23 protein-coding genes are annotated in these 22,790 nt (G+C 72.0%); 12 read left to right on the top strand and 11 right to left on the bottom strand.

Annotation, left to right across the window (positions count from 1 at the left end; all coding sequences use genetic code 11):
- Positions 1-144 precede the first annotated feature (144 nt).
- On the top strand, positions 145-984 hold the full coding sequence (locus ABZX11_RS32320) for a chitosanase (RefSeq protein WP_176175626.1): 840 nt from the start codon (positions 145-147) through the stop codon (positions 982-984).
- Positions 985-1,098: 114 nt separating this feature from the next.
- Here the strand turns inward: ABZX11_RS32320 and ABZX11_RS32315 are convergent, their stop codons facing one another.
- From ABZX11_RS32315 to ABZX11_RS32305, 3 genes are read right to left on the bottom strand one after another with little or no spacing between them, the layout of a single operon-like run.
- The gene (locus ABZX11_RS32315; RefSeq protein WP_176175625.1) at positions 1,099-2,085 is read right to left on the bottom strand and encodes a PHP domain-containing protein; all 987 of its coding nucleotides are present in this window, start codon (positions 2,083-2,085) and stop codon (positions 1,099-1,101) included.
- A gap of 9 nt (positions 2,086-2,094) precedes the next feature.
- Positions 2,095-2,598 (bottom strand): YfcE family phosphodiesterase, encoded by a 504-nt coding sequence (locus ABZX11_RS32310; RefSeq protein ID WP_354920094.1) that lies wholly within the window; start codon positions 2,596-2,598, stop codon positions 2,095-2,097.
- Positions 2,595-3,248, bottom strand: coding sequence for a GntR family transcriptional regulator (locus ABZX11_RS32305; RefSeq protein WP_176175623.1), 654 nt, complete (start codon positions 3,246-3,248; stop codon positions 2,595-2,597). Before ABZX11_RS32305 ends, ABZX11_RS32310 begins: the two co-directional genes overlap by 4 nt.
- 78 nt (positions 3,249-3,326) lie before the next feature.
- Here ABZX11_RS32305 and araD point away from each other — a divergent pair, with 78 nt between their 5' ends.
- The 3 genes from araD to ABZX11_RS32290 all read left to right on the top strand — a co-directional run bounded on the left by araD (position 3,327) and on the right by ABZX11_RS32290 (position 8,195).
- Positions 3,327-5,039 carry an L-arabinonate dehydratase gene (gene araD, locus ABZX11_RS32300; protein WP_354920091.1) on the top strand — a complete coding sequence of 571 codons (1,713 nt, stop codon included), beginning with the start codon at positions 3,327-3,329 and terminating at the stop codon, positions 5,037-5,039.
- Positions 5,040-5,159: 120 nt separating this feature from the next.
- Positions 5,160-6,944 carry a VanW family protein gene (locus ABZX11_RS32295; protein ID WP_354920088.1) on the top strand — a complete coding sequence of 595 codons (1,785 nt, stop codon included), beginning with the start codon at positions 5,160-5,162 and terminating at the stop codon, positions 6,942-6,944.
- 51 nt (positions 6,945-6,995) lie between these two features.
- Positions 6,996-8,195: an MFS transporter gene (locus ABZX11_RS32290; RefSeq protein ID WP_354920085.1), complete on the top strand. Its 1,200-nt coding sequence runs from the start codon at positions 6,996-6,998 to the stop codon at positions 8,193-8,195.
- A gap of 281 nt (positions 8,196-8,476) precedes the next feature.
- Here ABZX11_RS32290 and ABZX11_RS32285 read toward each other — a convergent pair whose 3' ends face one another.
- The gene (locus ABZX11_RS32285) at positions 8,477-8,755 is read right to left on the bottom strand and encodes a hypothetical protein (protein ID WP_354920082.1); all 279 of its coding nucleotides are present in this window, start codon (positions 8,753-8,755) and stop codon (positions 8,477-8,479) included.
- A gap of 211 nt (positions 8,756-8,966) precedes the next feature.
- Between ABZX11_RS32285 and ABZX11_RS32280 the strand changes: the two genes are divergently transcribed.
- Positions 8,967-10,241 (top strand): diguanylate cyclase, encoded by a 1,275-nt coding sequence (locus ABZX11_RS32280; RefSeq protein ID WP_176175619.1) that lies wholly within the window; start codon positions 8,967-8,969, stop codon positions 10,239-10,241.
- On the opposite strand, the gene ABZX11_RS32275 is transcribed toward ABZX11_RS32280, so the two are convergent.
- Positions 10,238-11,590, bottom strand: coding sequence for a TrpB-like pyridoxal phosphate-dependent enzyme (locus ABZX11_RS32275; RefSeq protein WP_354920079.1), 1,353 nt, complete (start codon positions 11,588-11,590; stop codon positions 10,238-10,240). The two genes, ABZX11_RS32280 and ABZX11_RS32275, sit on opposite strands and share 4 nt — an antisense overlap.
- Before the next feature lie 65 nt (positions 11,591-11,655).
- Here ABZX11_RS32275 and ABZX11_RS32270 point away from each other — a divergent pair, with 65 nt between their 5' ends.
- Both ABZX11_RS32270 and ABZX11_RS32265 read left to right on the top strand, forming a co-directional pair.
- Positions 11,656-12,333 carry a dienelactone hydrolase family protein gene (locus tag ABZX11_RS32270; protein WP_254897214.1) on the top strand — a complete coding sequence of 226 codons (678 nt, stop codon included), beginning with the start codon at positions 11,656-11,658 and terminating at the stop codon, positions 12,331-12,333.
- Complete coding sequence (locus ABZX11_RS32265) at positions 12,330-13,073, top strand: phosphatase PAP2 family protein (protein WP_354920076.1); 744 nt, start codon at positions 12,330-12,332, stop codon at positions 13,071-13,073. Before ABZX11_RS32270 ends, ABZX11_RS32265 begins: the two co-directional genes overlap by 4 nt.
- Here the strand turns inward: ABZX11_RS32265 and ABZX11_RS32260 are convergent.
- Positions 13,018-13,236 (bottom strand): hypothetical protein, encoded by a 219-nt coding sequence (locus ABZX11_RS32260; RefSeq protein ID WP_354920073.1) that lies wholly within the window; start codon positions 13,234-13,236, stop codon positions 13,018-13,020. The genes ABZX11_RS32265 and ABZX11_RS32260 overlap by 56 nt on opposite strands.
- A 278-nt stretch (positions 13,237-13,514) precedes the next feature.
- Here ABZX11_RS32260 and ABZX11_RS32255 point away from each other — a divergent pair, with 278 nt between their 5' ends.
- Positions 13,515-13,793: a hypothetical protein gene (locus tag ABZX11_RS32255; protein WP_176175616.1), complete on the top strand. Its 279-nt coding sequence runs from the start codon at positions 13,515-13,517 to the stop codon at positions 13,791-13,793.
- Positions 13,790-16,714, top strand: coding sequence for a sigma factor (locus ABZX11_RS32250; protein WP_354920070.1), 2,925 nt, complete (start codon positions 13,790-13,792; stop codon positions 16,712-16,714). The genes ABZX11_RS32255 and ABZX11_RS32250 overlap by 4 nt, the downstream gene beginning before the upstream one ends.
- Here ABZX11_RS32250 and ABZX11_RS32245 read toward each other — a convergent pair.
- Together ABZX11_RS32245 and ABZX11_RS32240 are read right to left on the bottom strand one after the other, a co-directional pair.
- A complete protein-coding gene (locus ABZX11_RS32245) occupies positions 16,692-17,327 on the bottom strand; it encodes a hypothetical protein (RefSeq protein WP_354920067.1) in 636 nt (211 codons plus the stop codon). The two genes, ABZX11_RS32250 and ABZX11_RS32245, sit on opposite strands and share 23 nt — an antisense overlap.
- A gap of 102 nt (positions 17,328-17,429) precedes the next feature.
- Positions 17,430-18,032 carry a TetR family transcriptional regulator gene (locus ABZX11_RS32240; RefSeq protein ID WP_354920064.1) on the bottom strand — a complete coding sequence of 201 codons (603 nt, stop codon included), beginning with the start codon at positions 18,030-18,032 and terminating at the stop codon, positions 17,430-17,432.
- 82 nt (positions 18,033-18,114) lie between these two features.
- Here ABZX11_RS32240 and ABZX11_RS32235 point away from each other — a divergent pair, with 82 nt between their 5' ends.
- Complete coding sequence (locus tag ABZX11_RS32235) at positions 18,115-18,576, top strand: nitroreductase/quinone reductase family protein (RefSeq protein ID WP_354920061.1); 462 nt, start codon at positions 18,115-18,117, stop codon at positions 18,574-18,576.
- A gap of 27 nt (positions 18,577-18,603) precedes the next feature.
- Positions 18,604-19,548: a pentapeptide repeat-containing protein gene (locus ABZX11_RS32230; protein WP_354920058.1), complete on the top strand. Its 945-nt coding sequence runs from the start codon at positions 18,604-18,606 to the stop codon at positions 19,546-19,548.
- 118 nt (positions 19,549-19,666) lie between these two features.
- Here the strand turns inward: ABZX11_RS32230 and ABZX11_RS32225 are convergent, their stop codons facing one another.
- Both ABZX11_RS32225 and ABZX11_RS32220 read right to left on the bottom strand, forming a co-directional pair.
- Complete coding sequence (locus ABZX11_RS32225; protein WP_354920055.1) at positions 19,667-20,890, bottom strand: DUF6596 domain-containing protein; 1,224 nt, start codon at positions 20,888-20,890, stop codon at positions 19,667-19,669.
- Positions 20,887-21,210, bottom strand: coding sequence for a YciI family protein (locus ABZX11_RS32220; RefSeq protein ID WP_176175609.1), 324 nt, complete (start codon positions 21,208-21,210; stop codon positions 20,887-20,889). Before ABZX11_RS32220 ends, ABZX11_RS32225 begins: the two co-directional genes overlap by 4 nt.
- Positions 21,211-21,338: 128 nt before the next feature.
- On the opposite strand from ABZX11_RS32220, the gene ABZX11_RS32215 reads away from it, so the two are divergent.
- Positions 21,339-21,800 (top strand): phage tail protein, encoded by a 462-nt coding sequence (locus ABZX11_RS32215; RefSeq protein WP_354920052.1) that lies wholly within the window; start codon positions 21,339-21,341, stop codon positions 21,798-21,800.
- Between the two features lie 4 nt (positions 21,801-21,804).
- On the opposite strand, the gene ABZX11_RS32210 is transcribed toward ABZX11_RS32215, so the two are convergent.
- Positions 21,805-22,635, bottom strand: a complete 831-nt coding sequence (locus ABZX11_RS32210; protein WP_354920289.1) for an aminoglycoside phosphotransferase family protein — start codon at positions 22,633-22,635, stop codon at positions 21,805-21,807.
- Positions 22,636-22,790 lie beyond the last annotated feature (155 nt).

Here is a 22,790-nt window from a genome sequence, read left to right as displayed (position 1 = left end):
TGGACCGTTCACGAACATGAACGGTTTCCACCTCTTGTGGAGCGTGCTGACTCTTCGCTACCGTGTCGCTACGCCGCAGCTCCACCCGCACCAGTCGTACCGCCGTGTGTTCACGGCGCATCCCGCGGAAAGGGTCCCCTCCCCATGAGCAAGAAGTTGCGGCCGGTCCTCCTCGGCACGCTCGGCGCCGCCTCCGTCGCGGCCCTCGTGATCACCACGCCCGCGTTCTCCTCGGCCGCACCGGCACCGGTGGCCGGTGCGTCGGTGCTCGCCGCCGGCGACCTCTCGGCCCCGGCGAAGAAGGAGATCGCGATGAAGCTGGTTTCCAGCGCGGAAAACTCGTCGCTGGACTGGAAGGCGCAGTACAAGTACATCGAGGACATCGGCGACGGCCGCGGGTACACCGCGGGCATCATCGGTTTCTGTTCCGGCACCGGCGACATGCTCGAACTCGTCGAGGCGTACACGAACTCGGTGCCGGACAACCCGCTGGCGAAGTTCCTCCCGGCGCTGCGCAAGGTGAACGGCACGGATTCGCACGCGGGCCTGGGTTCGGCGTTCGAAAGCGCCTGGAAGCAGGCCGCGGCGACGACGGCGTTCCAGACGGCCCAGAACAACGAGCGCGACCGCGTGTACTTCAACCCGGCGGTGAGCCAGGGCAAGTCGGACGGCCTGAGCAACCTCGGCCAGTTCGCCTACTACGACGCGATCGTGATGCACGGTCCCGGCGACAGCTCGGACAGCTTCGGCGGCATCCGCAAGGCCGCGATGAAGAAGGCGAAGACCCCGGCACAGGGCGGCAACGAGACGACGTACCTGAAGGCGTTCTTCGACGCCCGCAAGGTGATCATGAAGCAGGAAGAGGCGCACGCGGACACGTCCCGGGTGGACACCGAGCAGCTGAAGTTCCTCAACGACGGCAACTTCGACCTGCACACGCCGTTGAAGTGGAAGGTGTACGGCGACTCGTACACGATCAACTGAAGGCGCGGGCCCCGGGGCGGCTTCGGCCGTCCCGGGGTCAGAGCACCTTGGTGACGAGGGCGACGATCGCGGTGGTGGCGAGGGCCACGACGACCAGGCTCGAAAAAGGTGGCTTCACCGCCTCAGCAGCTCATCCGCCGTGCGGGTGTTGAGGATGCGGTCCGGGCCGATGCCCGCCTTGATCGCCCGCTCGCACCCGTAACCCAGCCAATCCAGCTGGCCCGGGGCGTGCGCGTCGCTGTCGATCGTGAACTCGCAGCCGATCTCCGCCGCCAGGCGCAACAGCCGCATCGGAGGGTCCAGGCGCTCCGGGCGGGCGTTGATCTCCACCGCCACGCCGTTCTCCCGGCACGCCGTGAACACCTTCTCCGCGTCGAACTCCGACTCCGGACGGCCGCGTCCCACCACCAGCCGCCCGGTGCAGTGCCCCAGCACGCGCACGTGCGGATTCCGGACCGCCGCCACCATCCGGCGGGTCATGTCGCGGGACGGCATCCGGAGTTTCGAGTGCACGCTCGCCACCACGAAGTCCAGCTCGCCCAGCAGGTCCTCCTCCTGGTCGAGTGACCCGTCGTCGAGGATGTCGACCTCGATGCCCTGCAGCAGCCGGAACGGTGCCATCAGCTCGTTCGCCTTCGCCACGATCTGCATCTGCGTCCGCAGCCGGTCCGGCGAGAGCCCGTTCGCGACCGTCAGGCGCGGCGAGTGGTCGGTCAGCACCATCCACTCGTGGCCGAGGTCGCGGCCCGCCACCGCCATCTCGCCGATCGAACTGCCGCCGTCCGACCAGTCGGAATGGGTGTGGCAGTCGCCGCGCAACGCCGAGCGCAGGGGCTCGCCGTCCGGCAGCTCCTTCGAGACGATCTTTCCGCGGTACGCCGGGTCACGGCCGGCCAGCGCGTCCTCGATCACCCCCGCGGTGGCCTTGCCGATCCCGGGCAGCGACGTAAGCGTGCCGTTCTCCGCCAGCTGCGCCAGCTTCTCGGCGCCGGTCTTGTCGACCGTCGCCGCCGCGTTGCGGAACGCGCGGACGCGGTAGGTCGGCTCCCCCGCGCGTTCGAGCTGGAACGCGATCTCCCGCAACGCCCATGCCGGATCCATGGGACCTGTCTACCCCCTCGGGGGCAGTCGGTGCAGCTCGACGTCCGCCAAGGCGCCGTCGCGCACCGAAGCCGTCTGGTACGTGCAGTACGGCTGGCGACGGCGGTCGGTCGGCGACCCCGGGTTCAGCAGGCGAAGCCCGGACGGCGCCACCGTGTCCCACGGGATGTGGCTGTGCCCGAAGACCAGCACGTCGGTGTCCGGGAACTGCGCGGCGCACCGCTGCTCACGGCCCTGTTTGGCGCCCGTCTCGTGGATCACCGCCAGGCGCACGCCGCCGAGCTCCGCCCGCGCGATCTCCGGCAGCCGGGCCCGCAGCGCCGGGCCGTCGTTGTTGCCGTACACGCCGATCAGCCGCTTGCTGCGCTCCTCCAGCTCGTCCAGCAGGGCGACGTCGACCCAGTCGCCCGCGTGCACGACGACGTCGGCGGCCGCCACCTCGGCCCACACCTGCGCCGGCAGCTCGCGCGCCCGGGCGGGCAGGTGGGTGTCCGAGATGAGCAGCAGCCTCATCCGATGGCCTTCAGCACCCGGTCGAGGAAGCCGCCGATGTGGTCGCGCAGCAGCGTGGCCGCGCCCTCGGCGTCACCCTTCTTCGCCGCCGCCAGCACCGCCCGGTGCTCGGTCCACTCCTTCTTCCAGCTGGGGTTGGCCTCCCAGCCGACGACGCTGATCAGCGCCGCGCGGTCCTTGAGGTCGTCGAGGATGCTGACCAGCAGCGGGTTGCCGCAGCCGGAGTAGAGGGCGCGGTGGAAGCGGCGGTTCAGCAGGCTCAGCGCCGCCTGGTCCTTGTCCGCGATGGCCGTCGACGCCTCCTTCAGCGCCTCGGCCGCGTCTTCGAGCAGCTCCGGGTCGTTCCGCTCGACGGTCCGCCGGACGGCCTCCGGTTCGAGCACCATCCGCACGTCGTAGACGGACTTGGCGAGCTCGGCGTCGACCGTGATCACCGACGCGCCCTTGTACGGGCTGAACGTCACCAGCCCCGAGTTGGACAGCACCTTGAGCGCCTCGCGCACCGGGGTCTTCGACACGCCGAGCCGCGCGGCCAGCTCCGCTTCGACGAGCGGCTGGCCGGGCTCCAGCTCCCGGGTCAGGATGCCGCGGCGGATCTCCTCCAGGACCACTTCGGTCCGGGAGGCGGGCAGGCTGAACGTCCCGGTCATGGCGCGCTCCCTATGTTCGTGTCGGAACCCATTCAACCAGGCCCACCAGATCATATATCAGATGCCATACTGGATCGCATGAAACGACCCGAGGAACTCCGCAGCCACCGGTGGTTCGGCGGCGACGAACTGCGCAACTTCAGCCACCGCGCCCGCAGCCGCCAGCTCGGCTACAACCCGGAAGAACACCTCGGGAAGCCGGTCATCGGCATCCTCAACACCTGGTCGGACATCAACCCCTGTCACATGCACCTGCGCGAACGCGCCGAGCAGGTCAAACGCGGTGTCTGGCAGGCCGGTGGCTTCCCGCTGGAGTTCCCGGTCGCCACGCTGTCGGAGACCTACCAGAAGCCGACCCCGATGCTCTACCGGAACCTGCTGGCCATGGAGACCGAGGAGATCCTCCGCTCCTACCCGATCGACGGCGCCGTCCTGATGGGCGGCTGCGACAAGACCACGCCGGCGCTGCTGATGGGCGCGGCCAGCGCGGGACTGCCGTCGATCTTCGTCCCGGCCGGGCCGATGCTGCGCGGGCACTGGCGCAACGAGGTGCTCGGCAGCGGCACCGACATGTGGAAGTACTGGGACGACAAGCGCGCCGGGCTGATCGGCGACGCCGAAATGTCCGAACTGGAACGCGGGCTGGCCCGGTCACCGGGGCACTGCATGACGATGGGGACGGCGTCGACCATGACCTCGGCCGCCGAGGTGCTCGGCGTGACGCTGCCGGGTGCCGCGTCGATCCCCGCCGTCGACTCGGCGCACCACCGGATGGCCGCCGCCAGCGGTGCCCGGATCGTCGACATGGTCCGGGAGGACCTGACCATCACCCAGGTCCTGGACAAGCGGGCCTACGCCGACGCCGTCACCACCGTGCTCGCGCTCGGCGGCTCGACCAACGCCGTGATCCACCTGATCGCGATGGCCGGCCGCAGCGGGATCCCGATCGGCCTGGCGGACTTCGACGCGATCGCCCGGCGCGTGCCGGTGCTGGCGAACATCCGGCCCGGCGGCGACTGGCTGATGGAGGACTTCTACTACGCCGGCGGCCTGCCCGGGCTGCTCTCGCGGCTGACCGACCTGCTGCACCCGGACCGGCTCACCGTCACCGGCCGCACCCTCGGCGAGAACCTCGCGAGCGCGCGCGTGCACAACGACGACGTCATCCGGACCCGCGACAACCCGGTCGCGAGGGAGGGCGGGGTCGCGGTGCTGCACGGGAACCTGGCGCCCTCCGGCGCGGTCATCAAGCACATCGCGGCCGAGAAGCACCTGCTCACGCACACCGGCCCGGCCGTGGTGTTCGAGAACTACCCCGACCTCAAGAAGCGGATCGACGACCCGTCGATCACCGCGGACTCGGTGCTGGTGCTGCGCGGCTCCGGCCCGCTCGGCGGCCCGGGCATGCCGGAGTACGGGATGCTGCCGATCCCCGCGCACCTGCTCGAACGGGGTGTCCGGGACATGGTCCGGATCTCCGACGCGCGGATGAGCGGGACGAGCTACGGCGCCTGCGTCCTGCACGTGGCCCCGGAGTCGCACGTCGGCGGCCCGCTCGCCCTGGTCCGCGACGGCGACCTGATCACCTTGGACGTTCCTTCGCGGACCCTGCGGCTCGAGGTGTCCGATGAGGAACTGGCGCGGCGGCGTGCCGGCTGGACGGCGCCGTCGCCCCGGTTCGAGCGCGGTTACGGGGCGCTCTACAGCGAACACATCACGCAGGCCGACGAGGGCTGCGACTTCGACTTCCTCGCGCGGGCGGGCCGCAATCCCGAACCCGACGCCCGGTGAGTTCATCGATCCGTGACCGATTCATCCCCCGTTAGGGCGAGTCGTACGGCTTGTCCGGGTGCCCCGTACGCTGATCCCGTCACCGTCGCAGGCCCGGTGCCGCGTTGAAGGGGTGGAGAGTTGCCGCACGAACCGCACTGGCCCGACTCGCACGGCGAGCAGACCGACGTCCTGCCCGTCGTCCGGCCCGAGCCGGAACCGGGTCCCGCCACCGCGAAGCGCTCGTTTCGCAAGGCCGGCCTGATCGCGGGCGGCGTGTTCGGCGTGCTGGTCGCGATCTACGGGATCGACCTGCTGATCAGCCAGGGCAGCGTCCCGCGCGGGGTGACCGTGGCCGGTGTCGACGTCGGCGGCATGGGCCGCGAGGCGGCCGAGCAGGAACTGCGCGGCAAGATCGAGCCGCGGCTGACGCGCCCGCTCGCCGTCACCGCGGGCGAGTACCAGGGCACGCTGTCGCCGACGCTCGCCGGGCTCAAGCTCGACTGGCCGCAGACCCTCGACCAGGCCGGCGAGCAGCCGCTGAACCCGTTCACGCGGCTGTCGTCGCTGTTCTCCAGCCGCGAGGTCGGCGTCGTCAGCCACGCCGACGACGCCAAGCTCACCGCGGCCCTCGAGACGCTGCGCGGCCAGGTCGACCGCGACCCGGTCGAGGGCACCGTGAAGTTCCAGGGTGCCGAGCCGGTCGCCGTGCCGCCGAAGACCGGGCAGAAGCTCGACGTGCCGGCCGCGACCGCCGCCGTCGTCGAGAAGTGGGCGAGCGGGGAAACCCTGGCGCTCCCGGTGACCAGCACGCCGGTCCGCACCACGCCCGAAGGCGTCCAGGCGGCCCTCGACGGCTTCGCGCGGCCCGCCGTGTCCGGCCCGTTGGTGGTCAAAGGCGAGGGCAAGAACGCGACCGTGAAGCCCGAGGTGCTCGCCGCGGCGATCACCTTCGAGCCCGCCGAGGGCGGCGGGCTGACGCCGAAGATCGACAACGCGAAGATCGCCGAAGCCGCCGGGCCGCAGCTGAAGTCCACCGAGAAGGAGGGCAAGGACGCGACCGTCGTCTTCGAGGGCGGCAAGCCGACGGTCGACCCCTCCACCGACGGCCGGACCGTCGACTGGGACCCCAGTCTCAAGCCGCTGCCCGACGTGCTCAAGAAGACCGACGGCCGCGAGGTCCCGGCCGTCTACAAGGACAGCCCGGCGAAGGTGACCACCGAGCAGGCGAACCAGCTCGGCATCAAGGAGGTCGTCGGCGAGTTCACCACCGGCGGCTTCGCCCCCGAGTCCGGGGTCAACATCCGCGTCGGCGCGCAGAAGATCAACGGCGCCATCGTCAAGCCGGGCGAAACCTTCAGCCTCAACGGTTTCACCGGGCCGCGCGGCACGGCACAGGGCTACGTCGAGGCGGGCGTGATCAAGGACGGCGCCCCCGGCCGCGAGGTCGGCGGCGGCCTCTCGCAGCTCGCGACCACGCTGTACAACGCGTCCTACTTCGCGGGGCTGAAGGACGCGGGGCACAAGGAGCACAGCTACTACATCAGCCGCTACCCCGCCGCGCGCGAAGCGACGGTGTTCCAGAACCCGAACGGGTCCAGCGTCATCGACCTCAAGTTCACCAACGACACGCCGACCGGCATCGCGATCCAGACGATCTGGACGCCGTCGTCGATCACCGTGAAGCTGTGGGGCACCAAGCGCTACACCGTCGAGTCGATCGAGGGCGCGCGGACCAACCAGAGCGACCCGCAGACCAAGCCGGGGCCGGCGGAGAACTGCCACGCCTCGAACGGCGCGCCGGGGTTCACCACCAGCAACACCCGCGTGCTCAAGGACGCCGCGACCGGCCGCGAGGTCAGCCGCTCGACCCGGACGGTCCACTACAACCCGCAGCCGAAAATCGTCTGCGGCGGCGGGCAGTGACCTCCTAACGGCCGTTCACGCTGGGCGTCCGCGGCGGTACCCTGAGTGCCCATGACGGCACGCGCGGTGGGGTTCCGGGACGTCCTCGCGGTGACCGAATTCCGGGCGTTGTTCTCGGCCCAGCTGGTCTCGGTCACCGGTGACCAGCTGGCCAGGGTCGCGCTGTCGATCCTGGTGTACGACCGGACGAACTCGCCGGGCTGGGCGGCGCTGACGTACGCGCTGACGTTCCTGCCGGACCTCGTCGGCGGCCCGCTGCTGTCCGGGCTCGCCGACCGGCACCCGCCGCGCGCGGTGATGGTGCTGTCGGACGGGCTGCGGGCGCTGGCCGTGGCCGTGATGGCGGTGCCGGGCCTGCCGCTGCCGGCGGTGGCGGCGCTGCTGGTCGCCGTCCAGCTGTTCAACCCGGTGTGGAATTCGGCGCGGGCGGCGCTGCTGCCGCAGGTGCTGCCGGGCGAGACGTTCGTGCCCGGGATGGGCCTGCTGATGATGCTGGTCCAGGCGGGCCAGGTGGCGGGCTTCGCCCTGGGCGGCCTGCTGGTGGCGGCCATCGGAACGGGCGGAGCCCTCCTGGCGGACGCGGCGAGCTTCGCGCTGTCGGCGGTGTTCCTGCTGGCCGGCGTGCGGACCCGGCCGCCGCGCGAGACGTCGGGCGTCCGCTGGTGGAGCCACGTCCGGGCGGGCTGGACGGTGGTGGCGGGTGACCGGCGCCGGCTCGCCTTGGTGGCGCTGGGGTGCGTGTCGGGGGTGTACATCGCGGGCGAGGCGATCGCCGCGCCGTACGCCGCCGAGCTGGGCGGGGGCCCGGTGGTGGTCGGGCTGCTGCTGGGTGCGTTCGCGCTGGGCAACGTGGCCGGGATGGCGGTGCTGTCACGGATCCCGCCGCCGCAGCGGGGGCCGTTGCTGGGGCCGCTGGCGGTGCTGGCTTGCGCGGCTTTGCTGGGTTGCGTTTTGAAGCCGGACTTGGTGGCCACGTTGGCGCTGTTCACGCTGTCGGGGGTGGCCGGTTCGTACAACTTGATCGCGAACACGACGTTCGTCCAGCTGACACCGGAGACCCAGCGGGCGCAGGCGTTCGGGTTCGCGTTGACGGCGTTGCGGGTTTCGCAGGGGCTGGGGGTGGTGCTGGCTGGGGTGGCGGCGGAACACGTGGCTCCGCACGGGGTGGTCGCGGGAGCGGGGGCGATCGGTGTGGTGGCCGCGTTCGGGGCGGCCCGGCTGTGGCGGCGGGCCCAGCCGGAGCCCCGGTGAGCAGCGCGCGCCCAGGCGGCGCAACAGATGGCTGCTCACGCCGTGGTCACCAAGCCGGGGGACCGGCGCAGTCGCGGCCGCCCGGCTCTGGCAGCGAACGCAGGCGAAGCCCCGGTGAACAGCGCGCGCCCGGCCTGCGCAACACATGGCTCCCCACGCCGTGGTCACCGAGCCTCCCGGGGCGATCGGTGTGGTGGCCGCGTTCGGGGCGGCCCGGCTGTGGCGGCGGGCCCGGCCGGAGCCCCGGTGACCGGCGTGGCTCGCCGGTCACCGGGCGCCGGTCAGGACTGGGTCCAGTCCGTCGGGATGCGGCGCGGGGTCCAGTCCGTCGGGCACTCGGCTGGCGAGCCGCCGGGACGGGTCCAATCGGTCGGGAGCTCGCGGACCGTCCAGTCGGTGGGCAGTTCGCGGGCGGTCCAGTCCGTCGGCAGCTGCCGCGGGGTCCAGTCGGTCGGGATCGCGCGGGTCCAGTCCGTCGGCAGCTGCCGGGTCCAGTCGGTGGGCCGCTGCGGGCGACGGCGGGACGGGACGATGTTGGCGTTGGGCAGGAAGTGCGACATGGTTTCTCCGGTTTCGTGAGGGATCTTGCACGGTGCGTGACCGGACGGTAGCCCGACCAGCCTAGTGACACACCGCGTTCATTCGATTACAGTGACGATTTCCGCGAAGGGGTTTCCGTCCTGAGCAGAAGGGCGTTTCGTGGGATTGTCCGCGTCCCAAGGGCGAAAGCCCAGCTCAGAACGTCCACGAACAGGTCTCCGAACGTGGGCGATGTGGAAGCTGGCCACTCCGGTGTTCGGCTACGTCCTCGTCGTCGACGCCTTGGCGTTGGTCGCGGTCGCTTCGACGGCCGCACTGGTTCCGATCACCACCCGATCGCTGTTCTGGTGTGGACTGATCCTCGCCGGTGAGGTCGTGCACCTCGAAGCGGCGCAACGCATCGAGCGCATCCGGGAGCTGGCCGCCGACGGCCGGCCGCACATGCACCTGCAGTCGATCTGGATCTTCGCCGGGTTACTCCTGCTCCCGCCACCGCTGGCGACACTGGTCATCGTCGTCAGCTATGCCCATTCCTGGGTGCGCGTCTACAAACGACGGGGCGTGATTCACCGGAAAGTGTTCTCCGGCGCGACGGTCATCCTCGCCTGCACCGCCGCCGGGGCCGTGCTGTGGGCCGGCACCGGGCACGTGGCGCCGTACGTGCCCTACCTGGACGGCTTCGGCGGGATGCTCGCGCTGCTGACCTCCGGGATCGTCTACTTCGGCCTGAACTACGTGCTCGTGATCGTGGCGATCCTGATCAGCAACCCGGGCAAGCCGCCGCGGCAGGCGTTCGGCAACCCGTCCGACGTGCTGATCGTGCTGGCCGCGGTCGGCGTCGGCTGCGGGATCGCACTGGTCATGACGGTCCGGCCGTGGCTGCTGCCGGTGCTCATGGTCACGCCGGTGGCGCTCCACATCGGCCTGCTGCTCCCCCAGTTCCAGGCCGCCGCGCGCACCGACTCCAAGACCGCACTGCTCGCCCCGGAGTTCTGGGTCCAGCTGGCCCGCAACGAGCTGGCCCGCGCGGCGGAACTGTCCTCCACGGCCGGCGTGCTGATGATCGACATCGACCACTTCAAGGCCATCGACGACGGCAACGGCCACCTCGCGGGCGACGAGGTCCTGCGCGCGGTCGCGGCGGCGATCCAGAGCTCGGTCCGCGGCGGCGACTACGTTGGCCGTTTCGGCGGCGACGAGTTCGTGGTGCTACTGCCGGGCATGACCAGCGCGGAGATCACGTCCGTCGCCGACCGCATCCGCACCGCGATCGCCCGGATCGAGGTGCCGGTCCCGGTGATCCGCCCGGGCAAGCCCGAGGTGATCGGCGGCCTGACCGCCTCGATCGGCGCGGCGGTGTACCCGGAGACAGCGACCGAGTACACGATCCTGCTGCAGGCGGCCGACGACGCCGTGTTCGAGGCGAAGGCGGGCGGCCGCGACCGCGTGGTCCTGGCGACCGCCCGCACCGAGCTGACCCGTCCGGAGATCCCGGACGTCCGCTAGGGCAACGTGGCCAGCGATTCCTCGAGGGTCGCTTCGGACAGTTCGTCGTCCACCATCTCCCCGGCCAGGTAGGCGCCGTACGCCGGCAGATCCAGGTGGGCGTGGCCGCACAGCGCCGTGAGGATCGCCTTCTCCTCACCGGTTTCCTTGCAGCGCAACGCTTCCCGGATGCACGCCGCCAGCGCGTGCGTCGGCTCGGGTGCCGGGATGATCCCCTCCGACCGCGCGAACTGCACCCCGGCCGCGAAGCACTCCTGCTGGCCGATGGCCAGGGCCTCGATCAGGCCGAGCTCGTGGATGTGCGAGATCAGCGGGGACATCCCGTGGTAGCGCAGGCCGCCCGCGTGGATCGGGTCCGGGATGAACTCGTGGCCGAGCGTGTGCATCTTGAGCAACGGCGTCAGCCCGGCCGTGTCGCCGAAGTCGTAGGCGTACTTGCCGCGCGTCAGCGACGGGCACGCGGCCGGCTCGACCGCGCGGATCACCGGGTTCATCCGGCCGGCCAGCTTCTCGCGCAGGAACGGGAACGCCAGGCCGCCGAAGTTCGAGCCGCCGCCGGTGCAGCCGACCAGCACGTCCGGGGTGTCGCCGGCCAGCTCGAACTGCTTGAGCGCTTCTTCGCCGATGACCGTCTGGTGCAGCAGGACGTGGTTGAGCACGCTGCCCAGCGCGTACCGCGCGTTCGGGTCCTGCGCCGCCTGCTCCACCGCTTCGCTGATCGCGATGCCGAGGCTGCCGGTCGAGTCCGGGTGGTCCTTGAGGATCGCGCGCCCGGACTCGGTCAGCTCGGACGGGCTCGGGTGGACCGTCGCGCCGAACGTCTCCATCATCAGCTTGCGGTAGGGCTTCTGGTCGTAGGAAGCCCGCACCTGCCAGACCTCGCACTGGATGCCGTACTGGGCGCAGGCGAAGGCGAGGGCACTGCCCCACTGGCCGGCGCCGGTCTCGGTGGTCAGCCGCGTGACGCCTTCGGCCGCGTTGTAGAACGCCTGCGGCACCGCGGTGTTCGGCTTGTGCGACCCGACCGGGCTGACTCCCTCGTACTTGTAGTAGATCCGCGCAGGCGTGCCCAGCGCCTTCTCCAGCCGTCGCGCGCGGAACAGCGGCGACGGGCGCCAAAGCCGGTAGACCTCCCGGACCTCCTCCGGGATGTCGACATAGCGATCAGTCGTCACTTCCTGGGCGATGAGCGCCTGCGGGAACAGCGGCGCGAGGTCGTCCGGGCCGACGGGCTCGCGCGTGCCGGGGTGCAGCGGCGGTGGCGGCGGCTCGGGCAGGTCGGGGATGACGTTGTACCACTGGGTGGGGAGATCGCTTTCGTCCAGGACGTATTTGGTCTGGTCAGCCATCACGCCTCCTTGGTCGGCACCTCAACTTAGGACGCTCCCGGCCGCGGAACCAGTACGGTGATCGGGTGACGAACCCGATGCTCGACGACCTCCCGATCCGGTACCCGGAAGCCGGCCGCGGCCCCGGGCTGGTGCTGCTCCAGGAGATCTTCGGCCTGGACGACTACCTGCGCTCGGTCGCCGCGGACCTGGCCGCGCTCGGGTACGTGGTGGCGATCCCGGAGCTGTTCCGGCGGACGGCGCCGGGCTGGTCGTCGACGCACGACGAAGCCGGCGTCGCGGCTTCGGTGGAGGTCGCGAGCCGCTTCGACCCGGAGCTGGGGCTGGCGGACGTGCTGGCCACGGTCGCCCACCTGCGTTCGCTGCCGTCGGTAACCGGCGGTGTCGGCGTTCTTGGCTTCTGCCTCGGCGGCTCGCTGGCCTTCGCGGCGGCGGCCGAGGGCGACCCGGACGTGGCCGTGTCCTTCTACGGCTCGAGGGTCCCGGAACAGATCGACGGCCTGTCCCGTGTGGAGTGCCCGATCCAGTTCCACTTCGGCGGCCAGGACCCGTACATCCCGCGGTCCGATGTCGCCGTGGTGGAGACCGCCGTGGCCGCGCACCCGGGTGCGGAGATCCACGTGCAGGAGGAGGCCGGGCACGCGTTCCACAACAACGTGGCCCCGATGTTCCACCACCCCGCGGCGGCGGCCCGGTCCTGGGAGCTGACCACCGAGTTCCTGCGGCGGACCCTGCCGGCGTGAAGGCGGTGCTCGTGCGGGGTACCGGCGCGCTCGTCGAGGCCGCCTTCCTGCTGGTGTGGTTCTTCGTCTTCGCCCGGCTCGACGCCCTCGTGGGCACGGACTTCGCGGCCGCCGAAGCCAACGCGCAGGCCCTGCAGGCCATCGAGCACCTGGCACACTTCGACATAGAGGGCGGCGTGAACGCCTGGCTGGCCGGGCAGCCCGTCCTCGGTCACCTGGCGGTGTACCTGTACCGCCTGTACTACGTGGTGGTCGCCGGCGTGCTGCTGTGGGTGTTCGTGCGGCACGCCGAGGTCTACCGGCACGTCCGCCGGACGATGGTCGCGATGACGGCCCTGGTCCTGCCGGTCTACTGGGCGGTGCCGATGTCACCGCCGCGGTTCGCCCTGCCGGGTGCGGCCGACATCGTGGCCCGGTACGACTTCCTGGGCGTGGCGAGCTGGACGAAACCCACCCACCACACGGCGATGCCGAGCATGCACGTCGGCTGGTCGCTGTGGTGCGCGTATGCCGTGTGGACGGCGCTGCGCGCCACGCACCCGCGCCTGGCCCTGCTGGCGTGGGCGTTCCCGCTGCTGATGGCGGCGGACGTGCTCGCCACGGGGAACCACTACGTCCTGGACGTCGCCGGCAGTGTCGCACTGCTGGCCGTCGCCGTTGCGGCCGCGACGCTGTCGGAGCGCGTCACGGCCCTCCGCAGAACTTCCGCTCGGCTGCGAACGGATCCGCCGGAACGGTGACCTGGGTGCGGTGCCAGGCGCCGGTCAGGTTGGCCCAGAACCGTTCGAGCGTCAACGGGTCCCGCGTCGAACGCCGGATCTCCGCGAGGTCGCCGCAGTCGAGCGCGCTCCGCGCGGCGGCGAGCAGCCAGGCGTTGCCGAGCGGTTTCGCCGGCCCGGGCATCCGCGAAGACCTGCTCCCGATCGTGTTCGACCGGTTCGCCCGCGGCGACCACGCCCGCGCGAGACCGAGGGCAGCGGGCTGGGCCTGTCCATCGCCCGCGAGAACGCCCCGGCGGCCGGAGCCCCGAAGCGGGACAAAAGCTTGACAATCGGGCCGGACGCCTTCCCGGTACCGGTTCCGGCCGTGAAAATAGCTGCGGAATTTTCGCCTCACGCGGGGAGAAACCGGCCCGGGGCGCCACGAGCCAGGCGACGGAGTTGCCGACCTCGGGAGATGCCATGGACGTCCTGCGCACCGAGCAGGAAGAAGACCGCGCACTGGTGGCGCGGCTGCACGACGGTGACTGGAGCGCGCTCGACGTGCTCTACGGCCGGTACGCCCGTCCGGTTTTCCAGCGCTGCTGGCGGATCCTGCGCGAACGGACGCTGTCGTGGGAAACCACCCACGACACCTTCGCGCAGTTCGTCGGGCACCTGCCCTGCCCGTGCGGGCAGCCGGCCCGTGAATGGCTGCTGGAGACGGGCACCCGCCTCGCCACCCGGAGGGCCGCACGATGACCGAGGCGGAGATCTTCGAACACTGCCGCACCAGCGTCCGGGCCTTCGTGAGCCGCCGGGTGCCCAACGCGTCGGACGTCGACGACTGCGTGAGCGACGTCGTCCTCCGCGCCCTCGTGGGCCTGCGGCAGGGCGCGCGGCCCGAGGTGCTCGAAGCCTGGCTGATCGGGATCGCCAAGAACGTGCTCAAGGAGCGCTACCGGGCCAAGGACCGCGATCACGAGCTGCCCGCCGAGGTCGCGCAGGAGCCGGGCGAGCAGCAGCTGGAGCTGGCCCGGACCGACCTTCCGGACCTGCCGTCGGAGTACGAGGTGCTGCTCGGCAAGCGGCAGCTGTGGGCCACGCTGGACGCGGCGACCCACGGGCTCGGCGACGGGCTGGCCACGATCATGCGCGCCCACGTCCGGCTCACCGTCGAGCGGGGGCGGCGCGTCGTCGGCGCGGAACTGGCGAAGGAGCTGGGCCGGCCGGTCGACATCGTGAACCGGCAGCTGCAGCGCTCCCGCCTCGGGATGCTCGACGCGATCGCGGCGCTGGTCCTCGCCCGCATCGGCCGCGCGGACTGCGCCGGGCTGTGCGAGGTGCTCGACGCCGACCAGCTGCGCGCGGGCCGCCGGCTGCTGCTCGACCCGGAGCGGACGCGCGCGGTGCTCAAGCACGCCGCCGGCTGTGCGACGTGCTCGACGCGCGTCGACGAAGCCCGCGACTACAGCCGCTGGGCCCTCGGTCCCGGGCTGCTGCACCTGGCCGAAGACGACGAGGAACGCCGCCGGGCGCTCGTCGCGCTGCTCGACCGGGTGGGCGAAGGCGGGGTCTCGTCGGCGCAGGCTCAGGCGGCGGCCGCGTTGGCGGTGCCGGTGCCGCTGGCGGGACCGGCGAACCTCGCGGGCCGGCTGCTGTCGTCCCGGCCCGCGCTGGTGCGCAAGGCCGACGGGGTCACCCGGTTCGTGCGGGACAACCCGGACGTGACCCACCGGATCGTCGCGGCGGCGACGGGCGGGATCGCGGCCGCGGCGGCCATCGTGGCCGCGGTGCTGGGCGGGTCGGACGGCGGTGGCGTGCCGCCGGTGGCGGACGCCCCGCGCGCGCCCGCGACGACCACGCCCGGCGGCGGGGCGCCGACGGTGAGCGCGCCGGCCGCGGTGCCGGTGGCCGTGACGGCCCCGGAGAGCACGCCCCCGCCCACGACGACCACCCCGGGGAACCGCGTGCCGCCGGCGGATCCGGCACCCGGCTCGTCCGCGGCGGCCCAGCCGCCCGCTTCGCGGACGTCGACAACACCGCCGCCGCCCACCACGGCACCGCCGAGCACAGCACCGCCACCGCCGCCCAGCACGGTGCCGCCGAGCAGCCCGCCGGCCGGCACCGTGCCGCCCACCACGGCACCACCCAGCACCCCACCGCCGACCACCGCACCACCCAGCACCCCGCCGCCGACGACCACCCCGCCACCGACCACGACGACCCCGCACCCGCAGGCGATCACGATCGACGCCACCGCCGTCTCGTACACGACGGTGACCATCTCCGGCGTCGGCGTGCGTGACACCCGGCAGGCACAGGCCCTGAACCTCGCCCCCGGCGCGTACACGCTCGCCACCCCGGCCGGACAGCGGCTGCCCTTCACCGTCACCGACGACTACGTGGTCCGGTACGACCCGTCGCTGGAAGGCACGCTGCAGGGCGGCGGCAGTGCGGAACTGTCGGTGCACGGGCACGACGTCACCTTCGACGTGTCCGGTGTGGATTACTACAACATGGCCGTCGGCGGCACCGGGTTCCCGGCGCCGCAACCGGTCCGGCACCTGAAGCTGCTGCCGGGGCCGCACAACGTGGTGACCGCCAACGGCAACTCGCTGCCGTTCACCGTCACCAGCACCGGCGGGATCACCTTCCCCACGGACCCGCACGGCCTCCTCACCTGGGACGGCCAGGCCCTCGCCGTGCACGGCATCCCGATCACCCTCGACGCCACCGGCACGGACTACGCCAACATGACGGTCAGCGGTGCCGGTTGGCCCGCCCCGCAGGCGGTCCGCACGTTCCGGCTCCTGCCCGGCACGCACACCGTCGTGGCCTCCAACGGGAACTCCCTGCCGTTCACGCTCACCGCCACCGGCGGGATCACCTTCCCGACGGACCCGCACGGCATGCTCACCTGGGACGGCCGGGCCCTCGCCGTGCACGGCGTGCCGATCACCCTCGACGCCACCGACGTCGACTACTACAACATGACGATCAGCGGCGCGGGCTGGCCTGCCCCGCAGGCGGTCCGCACGTTCCGGCTCCTGCCCGGAACGCATTCGGTCGTGACGGCCAACGGGAACTCCCTGCCGTTCACCATCACCACGGACGGGACCGTCGGCTACGCCGCCGGTCTCGAAGGGCCGCTCACCCGCGCCGACGGCGGCAAAACCCTGCAGGTGCACGGTTTCCGCGTCACGCTGGACGTCACGGACCTCGGCTACGACAACACGACCGTGAGCGGCACGGGCTGGCGCACGCCGCAGGCCGTCCGCGAATTCCGGCTGCTGCCGGGCACCCACCGCGTGGTCACCCACAGCGGGACGACCGTCGCCTTCACCGTCGGCAGCAGCGGTCTCGTCGGCTACGACTCCTCCCTGCAGGGCCTGCTCACCGGGGCGGGCGGCGGCACGCTCGCCGTCCACGGGTTCCCGGTCACGATCGACGCCACCGGGTCCGGGTACCCGCAGTTCGGTCTCGAGGGCGCCGGCTGGTGGGACGCCCGGCAGCCACGCGTCCTGCGGCTCCTGCCGGGCACCCACTACGCGCTGGCGCCCGGCGGACGGCGGTTCGCATTCAGCGTGACCAGCGCCGGCCGCGTCACCTACGACGCGGCGCTGGACAGCGTGTTCGCCGGGCGTGACGGCACGACGCTCACGCTTCGCCCGCCCGGCTGACCGGCACGCGGACCCGGTCGGCCGAGGCCGGGTCCGCGTCCACCCGCAGCCACGCCGGCGCGTCGACCTCCTTGACCCGGATCCGCACCGGCGCGTAGCCGTCCGGGTCGATGCCCTTGTAGCCGTGCCGGACGACGCCGTCGTGGATCCGTTCCGACACCACGACGGCCAGGTCGGTGCCCGACCGCGCGAGCAGTTCGTAGAGCGGTTCGCCGTCGACCAGCCGGCAGGCGAGCTTCACGTCTTCGCTCACCCACCGCGGCCAGGCGCGCAGCAGCTCCCCCGCGTGCACCGCCAGCCGCAGCCGGATCCGCCGCGGCGGCGCGACGACGGCGTTGTACGCGCGCAGCTCGGCGACCAGCCGCGGCACGAACGGGTCCAGCAGGTCCGCTTTGGACACCCCGGGCGGCACGATGACGAGCAGGCCGTCCCCACGGTCCTGAATGGACAGCCGCCACCACCCGACTCCGGCCGCCCGGAAGGCGGTCCGCATCATCCGCGTCAACGCCGCCCGCGCCCGCAGCTGGGCGGGGTTGTCCCAGCGGGACGATCCCGCGATGTCCACCACCACGATCGACCGGTGCACCGGCCCCCTCGGCACCACACTCAGCATCGGCTGCTCCCTTCTCGGTACAGCCATTCCGTGGCCCCGCGGCGGCGGTTCTCCCCGGCGATCCCCAAGATTTTTCCGGGCCGGCCGCGGGCACCGGGCCGGCTAAGGCCCGGCGGGGTAGTCGAGGCCGTGGGAGAGCAGGTCGAACGCCTGCCCGGTCAGCTCGGACTCCGGCGCCCGGCTGCCGGCCGCCCGCCAGGCGACGACCGCGGTCTGCACCGCGCACAGCGCCACCGAAGCCACCAGGTGCGGCCGGGGGTCCGCCGCCGGGTCGACCCCCATGCGCGCGCCGATCAGCCCGGCCACCTCGTCGAACCGGGCGGTGGCCCGTTCGATGCGGGCGGCGGTGAGCGCCGGGCTGACCGAGATCAGGTCCTGCAGGCCGGGGAAGCGCGGGGCGGTCTCGGCCGCCCGGATGACGCCGACGGCGGCCGTCCGCAGCGCGGTCAGCACCGGCAGGCCGGCCGGTTGGCCGGCGAACGCCGCGAGCACGGCGGTGATCTGCTCGTCCGCGAGGGCCAGTGCGACGTCTTCCTTCGAGGCGAAGTACCGGAAGAACGTCCGCGAGGAGACTTCGACCGCTTCGGCGATCTGGTCGACGGTCGTGGCCTCGAAGCCGTTGGCGCAGAACAGCTCCTGGGCCGCGTTGATCAGCGCTTCCCGCGTCCGCTGCTTCTTCCGTTCCCGCAGGCCGAGCTCCTCCATGCCGGCCAGCATACGGCCATCGCGTCACGAACAGACTCTTGTCAGTTGACGACACTTGTCACACTCTGACAGTATTGCGGTCATGCCGAAGCCGCCCGCACCGACGTCCCGCTACTGGAAGCTGCAGCGGCAGCTGACCCGGCTCAACACCTTCCTGTTCCGCCGGACCGGCGGCCGGGTGGGCGGGTCGTACTTCGGTGGCGCGCCGGTGCTGCTGCTGCACCACGTCGGCCGCCGGTCCGGCACCGCCCGGATCAGCCCCCTGATCTACCTCGACGACTCGCCGCGCCTGGTCGTGGTGGCGTCGAAGGGCGGCGTGGACGCGCATCCGGCGTGGTTCCACAACCTGACCGCGATGGCGGCCACCGAGGTGGAACTGCCCGGTGGCGAACGCCGCCGAGTGCACCCGCGCGTGGCCGAAGGGGCGGAGCGGGCGCGCCTGTGGGAGCGTGCGGTGGCGATCTACCGGCCGTACGCGACCTATGCGACCTACACCGAGCGCGAGATCCCGGTGGTCGTCCTCGAACCCGTTCCGGAGACGTGACCCGAGGTCGCGCTCTAAGATCCCGCCGTGGCCGCGTCCCAGACCAAGGAACTCTGGCCGATCCGGCGGCACATCGTCGCGGTGGTGCTGACCGGGCTCGGCGTGTTCGCCGTCGCCGTCGTGCTCCTGTGGCTGGCGCTGGGGCTGCCGGCCGCACCGAGCGCGGACACCCGGCTGAACGTCGTCAAGATCGCGTTGTCGGTGGTGGCCGGGGTCGGCGGGGTCGTCGCGCTGGTCGTCGCCTACCGGAAGCAGCGGATCGGCGAGGCGGCCGAAGCCCGCGAGCGCGGCAAGGTCCTGAACGAGCGCTTCGCGGGCGCGTGCGCCCAGCTCGGCCACGAGAAGCCGACCGTGCGGCTCGCGGGCGTCTACGCCATCGCCAGCCTGGCCGACGAATGGCCCGAGCAGCGCCAAGTGTGCATCGACGTGCTGTGCGCGTATCTGCGCATCCCGTACGAGCCCGCGACGGATTCGCCGTGGTACCACGACGAAGAGTCCGAAGTGCGCCTCTCGATCACGAGCGTGCTCAGCGACCACCTCCGCCCGGGCGCCCCGGTGAGCTGGCAGGGCCACGAGTTCAACCTCCTCCGCGCGGTGCTCCGCTCGGCGGATTTCGCGGGCATCGAGCTGACCGGCGGCCGGCTCTTGTTGAGCCTGGCCCGGTTCCCCGAAGGCTGGCTCTCGTTCGACGGAATGCACGTCAGCGGCGGCGAAGTGTGGTTCGGCGGCGCTTCGTTCGAGGGCGCCAGGGTGACGTTCGAGAAGGCCGAATTCAGCGGCGGCCGGGTCCAGTTCGAGGGAGCAGCCTTCACGGGCGGCGAAGTGAGTTTCCGCGGCGCCCGGTTCACGGGCGGAGAGGTCGACCTTTCCGGGGTCAGCGTCGACGACTACACCGCACCACCGGTGTTCGACGAGTGGGAAACCCCGCCGCCCGGACTGTTGTTGCCGGGGGCGGCCGCCGTCGCCGAGTGAACTCGGCAACGGCGGGCGACCGGCCCGGCACGGGCCGATCACCACCGCGACACAGCTCGGCCCCGGATCAACCCGCCCCGCCACACCGGCCGCACCGGCGGACTGTCCGATGTGGACTTCAGGCCAGCTGGTCTCGGCGGCGGGTCAGGTAGGCGATCTCGGCCGTGTTGCCCGCCAGCTCGATGGCCTTGCCGTACGCCGCCCGTGCCTCCTCGCCGCGGGAAAGCCGGCGCAGCAGGTCGGCGCGGGTCACGTGGTACGCGTGGTAGCCGGACAGCCGGTCGCCGAGCCGGTCGACGGCCGCCAAGGCGACCTCCGGGCCGTCGAACTCGGCGACCGCGATCGCCCGGTTGAGCGCGACGACCGGCGAGGCGTCGACCCGGACCAGCTGGTCGTAGAGGGCGACGACCTGCGACCAGTCGGTGTCGCGGATGTCGCGGGCCGAGGTGTGCACGGCGTTGATCGCCGCGAGGATCTGGTAGCGGCCCGGCGCCACCCCGGCGGCCAGACGCTCGCGCACCAGCCGGTGGCCCTCGGCGATCAGCGCGGTGTCCCAGGCGCCGCGGTCCTGCTCGGCGAGGGGGACCAATTCGCCCGCCGCCACCCGGGCCGGGCGGCGGGCCTCGATGAGCAGCATCAGCGCCAGCAGCCCGGTCACCTCGCCGTCGCCCGGGAGGAGGGCGTGGACCAGGCGGGTGAGCCGGATCGCCTCGGCGGTGAGGTCCTGCCGGATCGGGTCGGTGCCGGGGCCGGTCGCCAGGTAGCCCTCGTTGAAGACCAGGTAGAGGACGGTGAGCACGCCGGCCACGCGGGCCGGGAGGTCCTCGGCGGACGGCACGCGGTACGGGATGCCCGCCGCTTTGATCTTGGCCTTCGCGCGGGTGATCCGCTGCTCCAGCGCGGTCTCCTTGACCAGGTAGGCGCGGGCGATCTCGGGCACGGTCAGGCCGCCGACCAGGCGCAGGGTCAGCGCCACCCGTGACTGCGTCGCCAGCGCCGGGTGGCAGCAGGTGAAGACCAGCCGCAGCCGGTCGTCGTCGATGACGCCGAGCGGCTCGGGCGGGGTGTCGTCGTGGACCATCCGAGCCTCCTGGTGCTTGTCGTCGCGCTTGTTCTCCCGCCGGATCCGGTCGATGGCCTTGCGGACGGCGGTGGTGGTCAGCCAGGCACCGGGGTTGGGCGGCACCCCGTCGCCCGGCCACCGTTCGACGGCGGTCGCGAAGGCCTCGGCGGCCGCCTCTTCGGCGACGTCGAGGTCACCGAAGCGCCGGGTCAGCGCGGCCACCACCCGGGCCCACTCCTCGCGGTGGGCCCGGATCACCGCGTCCTGGGCGTCGGTCACCGGAAGGGCCGCACTTCGATCTTCCGGTCGCAGGCCTTCGACGCCTCGGCGGCCAGCTTGAGCGCGACGTCCAGGTCGGGGACGTCCCACACCCAGAAGCCGGCGAGGTACTCCTTCGACTCGATGAACGGCCCGTCGCTCAGCACGGCCTGCTCACCGCGGTTGTCGACGACCGTGGCCGCGTCGGTGTCGGCGAGCCCGCCCGCGAACACCCAGTAGCCCTCGGCGATCAGCCGGTCGTTGAACTCCTCGATGACGGGCTGCCGGTCCGTGCGGCCGGGATCGACCTTGTCGTCGATCACGGAGACGAGATACTGCATGCCGGATCCTTTCCTCGTGCCTGTTCCACCTGTGCCACGAACGCCGCCCCCGCGATCCGACACTCCTCCCGGACTTTTTTCCGGAAAGGATCTACGCTGGGCCCGACCCGGACCAGCGGAGGATCGCCATGCCCCAGACCGTGGACTTCGACACCGTATCGACGGCAGGCCTGGAGTCGTCGCCGGTGGCCGGCGCGCTGGCCGGGCTGCGGGCGAACGAGGCCCGCTACTTCAAGAACAAGTACGACCACGTCTTCACCGTCGAGCCCGCGGCCGAGGCGCAGGCGACCGTCGGCTGGGTGCACCGCATCCTGGACGAGGAACGCGGCATCGTCATCGCCTCCCGCCCGCTCGAGGCGACCGAGTTCCAGGTCGAGAACATCCGGTGGGCGTACGTCTTCTACGAGAACGGCCTGTCGATCAACGTCCTGTACACCCTGGACGACGGCGGCAAGCGCGCGGTCGGCTTCAAGCTCTCCGACGGGATGGACGTGCCGGAGGAACTGTCCTCCTTCAAGTTCGCCCGCCAGAAGTCGAAGCTGGCCGGGACCATCCGCGGCTCGTACTTCGTCATCAAGAAGGAGTACTGAGCCTTCACCCGGCCAGCGCCTCGGTGATCTGGCGGGTGGTCTGCGCCGCGACCCGCGGGTTGACGGCGGCATAGTGCACGTAGGCGTTCAACCCCGTCGCCAGCGCCCAGCCGCGGCCGCGGGTCCAGGTGGCCTCGTCCACGCCGAGTGCCGCGCGGAACGTGGCCCGCGTCTCGGCCGACAGGAGCGTGAACGCGATCATCAGGTCGCAGGCCGGGTCGCCGGCGCCGAGTTCGCCGAAGTCGATGACCGCGGTGAGGCGGCCGCCGGTCGTCAGCAGGTTGCCCGTGTGGAAGTCGCCGTGGCACCAGACCGGCGGGCCTGCCCACGCCGGAGCCGCGAGCGCGGTGTCCCACAGCCCGGTCAGCGCCGCGGTGTCGAACACCGCGCCGACTTGCTCGATCGCAGCTCGCGTCGCACCGTCCCGCATGGCCAGTGGACGCCCGGCGACGTCCGCGGTTTCGCCGTCGAACCGGTGCAGCGCGGTCAGGAACCCGGCCAGCTCGACGGCGGCCTCGTGCGACCCCGACAGCGCCGGGACGGTGGCCACTTCGCCGTCCAGCCAGCGCGACACCGCCCACGGCCACGGGTAGCCGAAGCCCGGTTCGCCCACCGCGACCGGCTCGGGGACGGCCAAGGGCAGGTGCGGTGCCAGCCGCGGCAGCCACTCGGCTTCCTTCGCGGCCTGCCGGATCGCGCCGGCGTGCCGCGGCAGCCGCACCGACAGCTCCGCGCCCAGCCGGAAGATCACGTGGTCCGAGCCGGCCGGGGTGAACCGGGTCAGCGGCAGCCCGGCCCACTGCGGGAACTGCGTGTCGACCAGCCGCCGCGCCAATGCGGCGTCGATCGCCGGGTTCGTCTCCAAAGTAGCTCCTGGGAGGCAGCCGTCGCCGGGTCCGGAGAGGACCAGCCGCCGGACGAGCTGACCCAGGAGATCGCGGAGAAGCAGTTCGCGACCCCGCAGGAGGGCCGCACCCAGGGCACCGACCC

The sequence above is a fragment of the Amycolatopsis sp. NPDC004169 genome, from assembly GCF_040610315.1.
Taxonomy (GTDB): Bacteria; Actinomycetota; Actinomycetes; order Mycobacteriales; family Pseudonocardiaceae; genus Amycolatopsis.
Note: the sequence above shows the minus strand (reverse complement) of the source record. Positions and strands in the feature narration are given on the sequence as shown.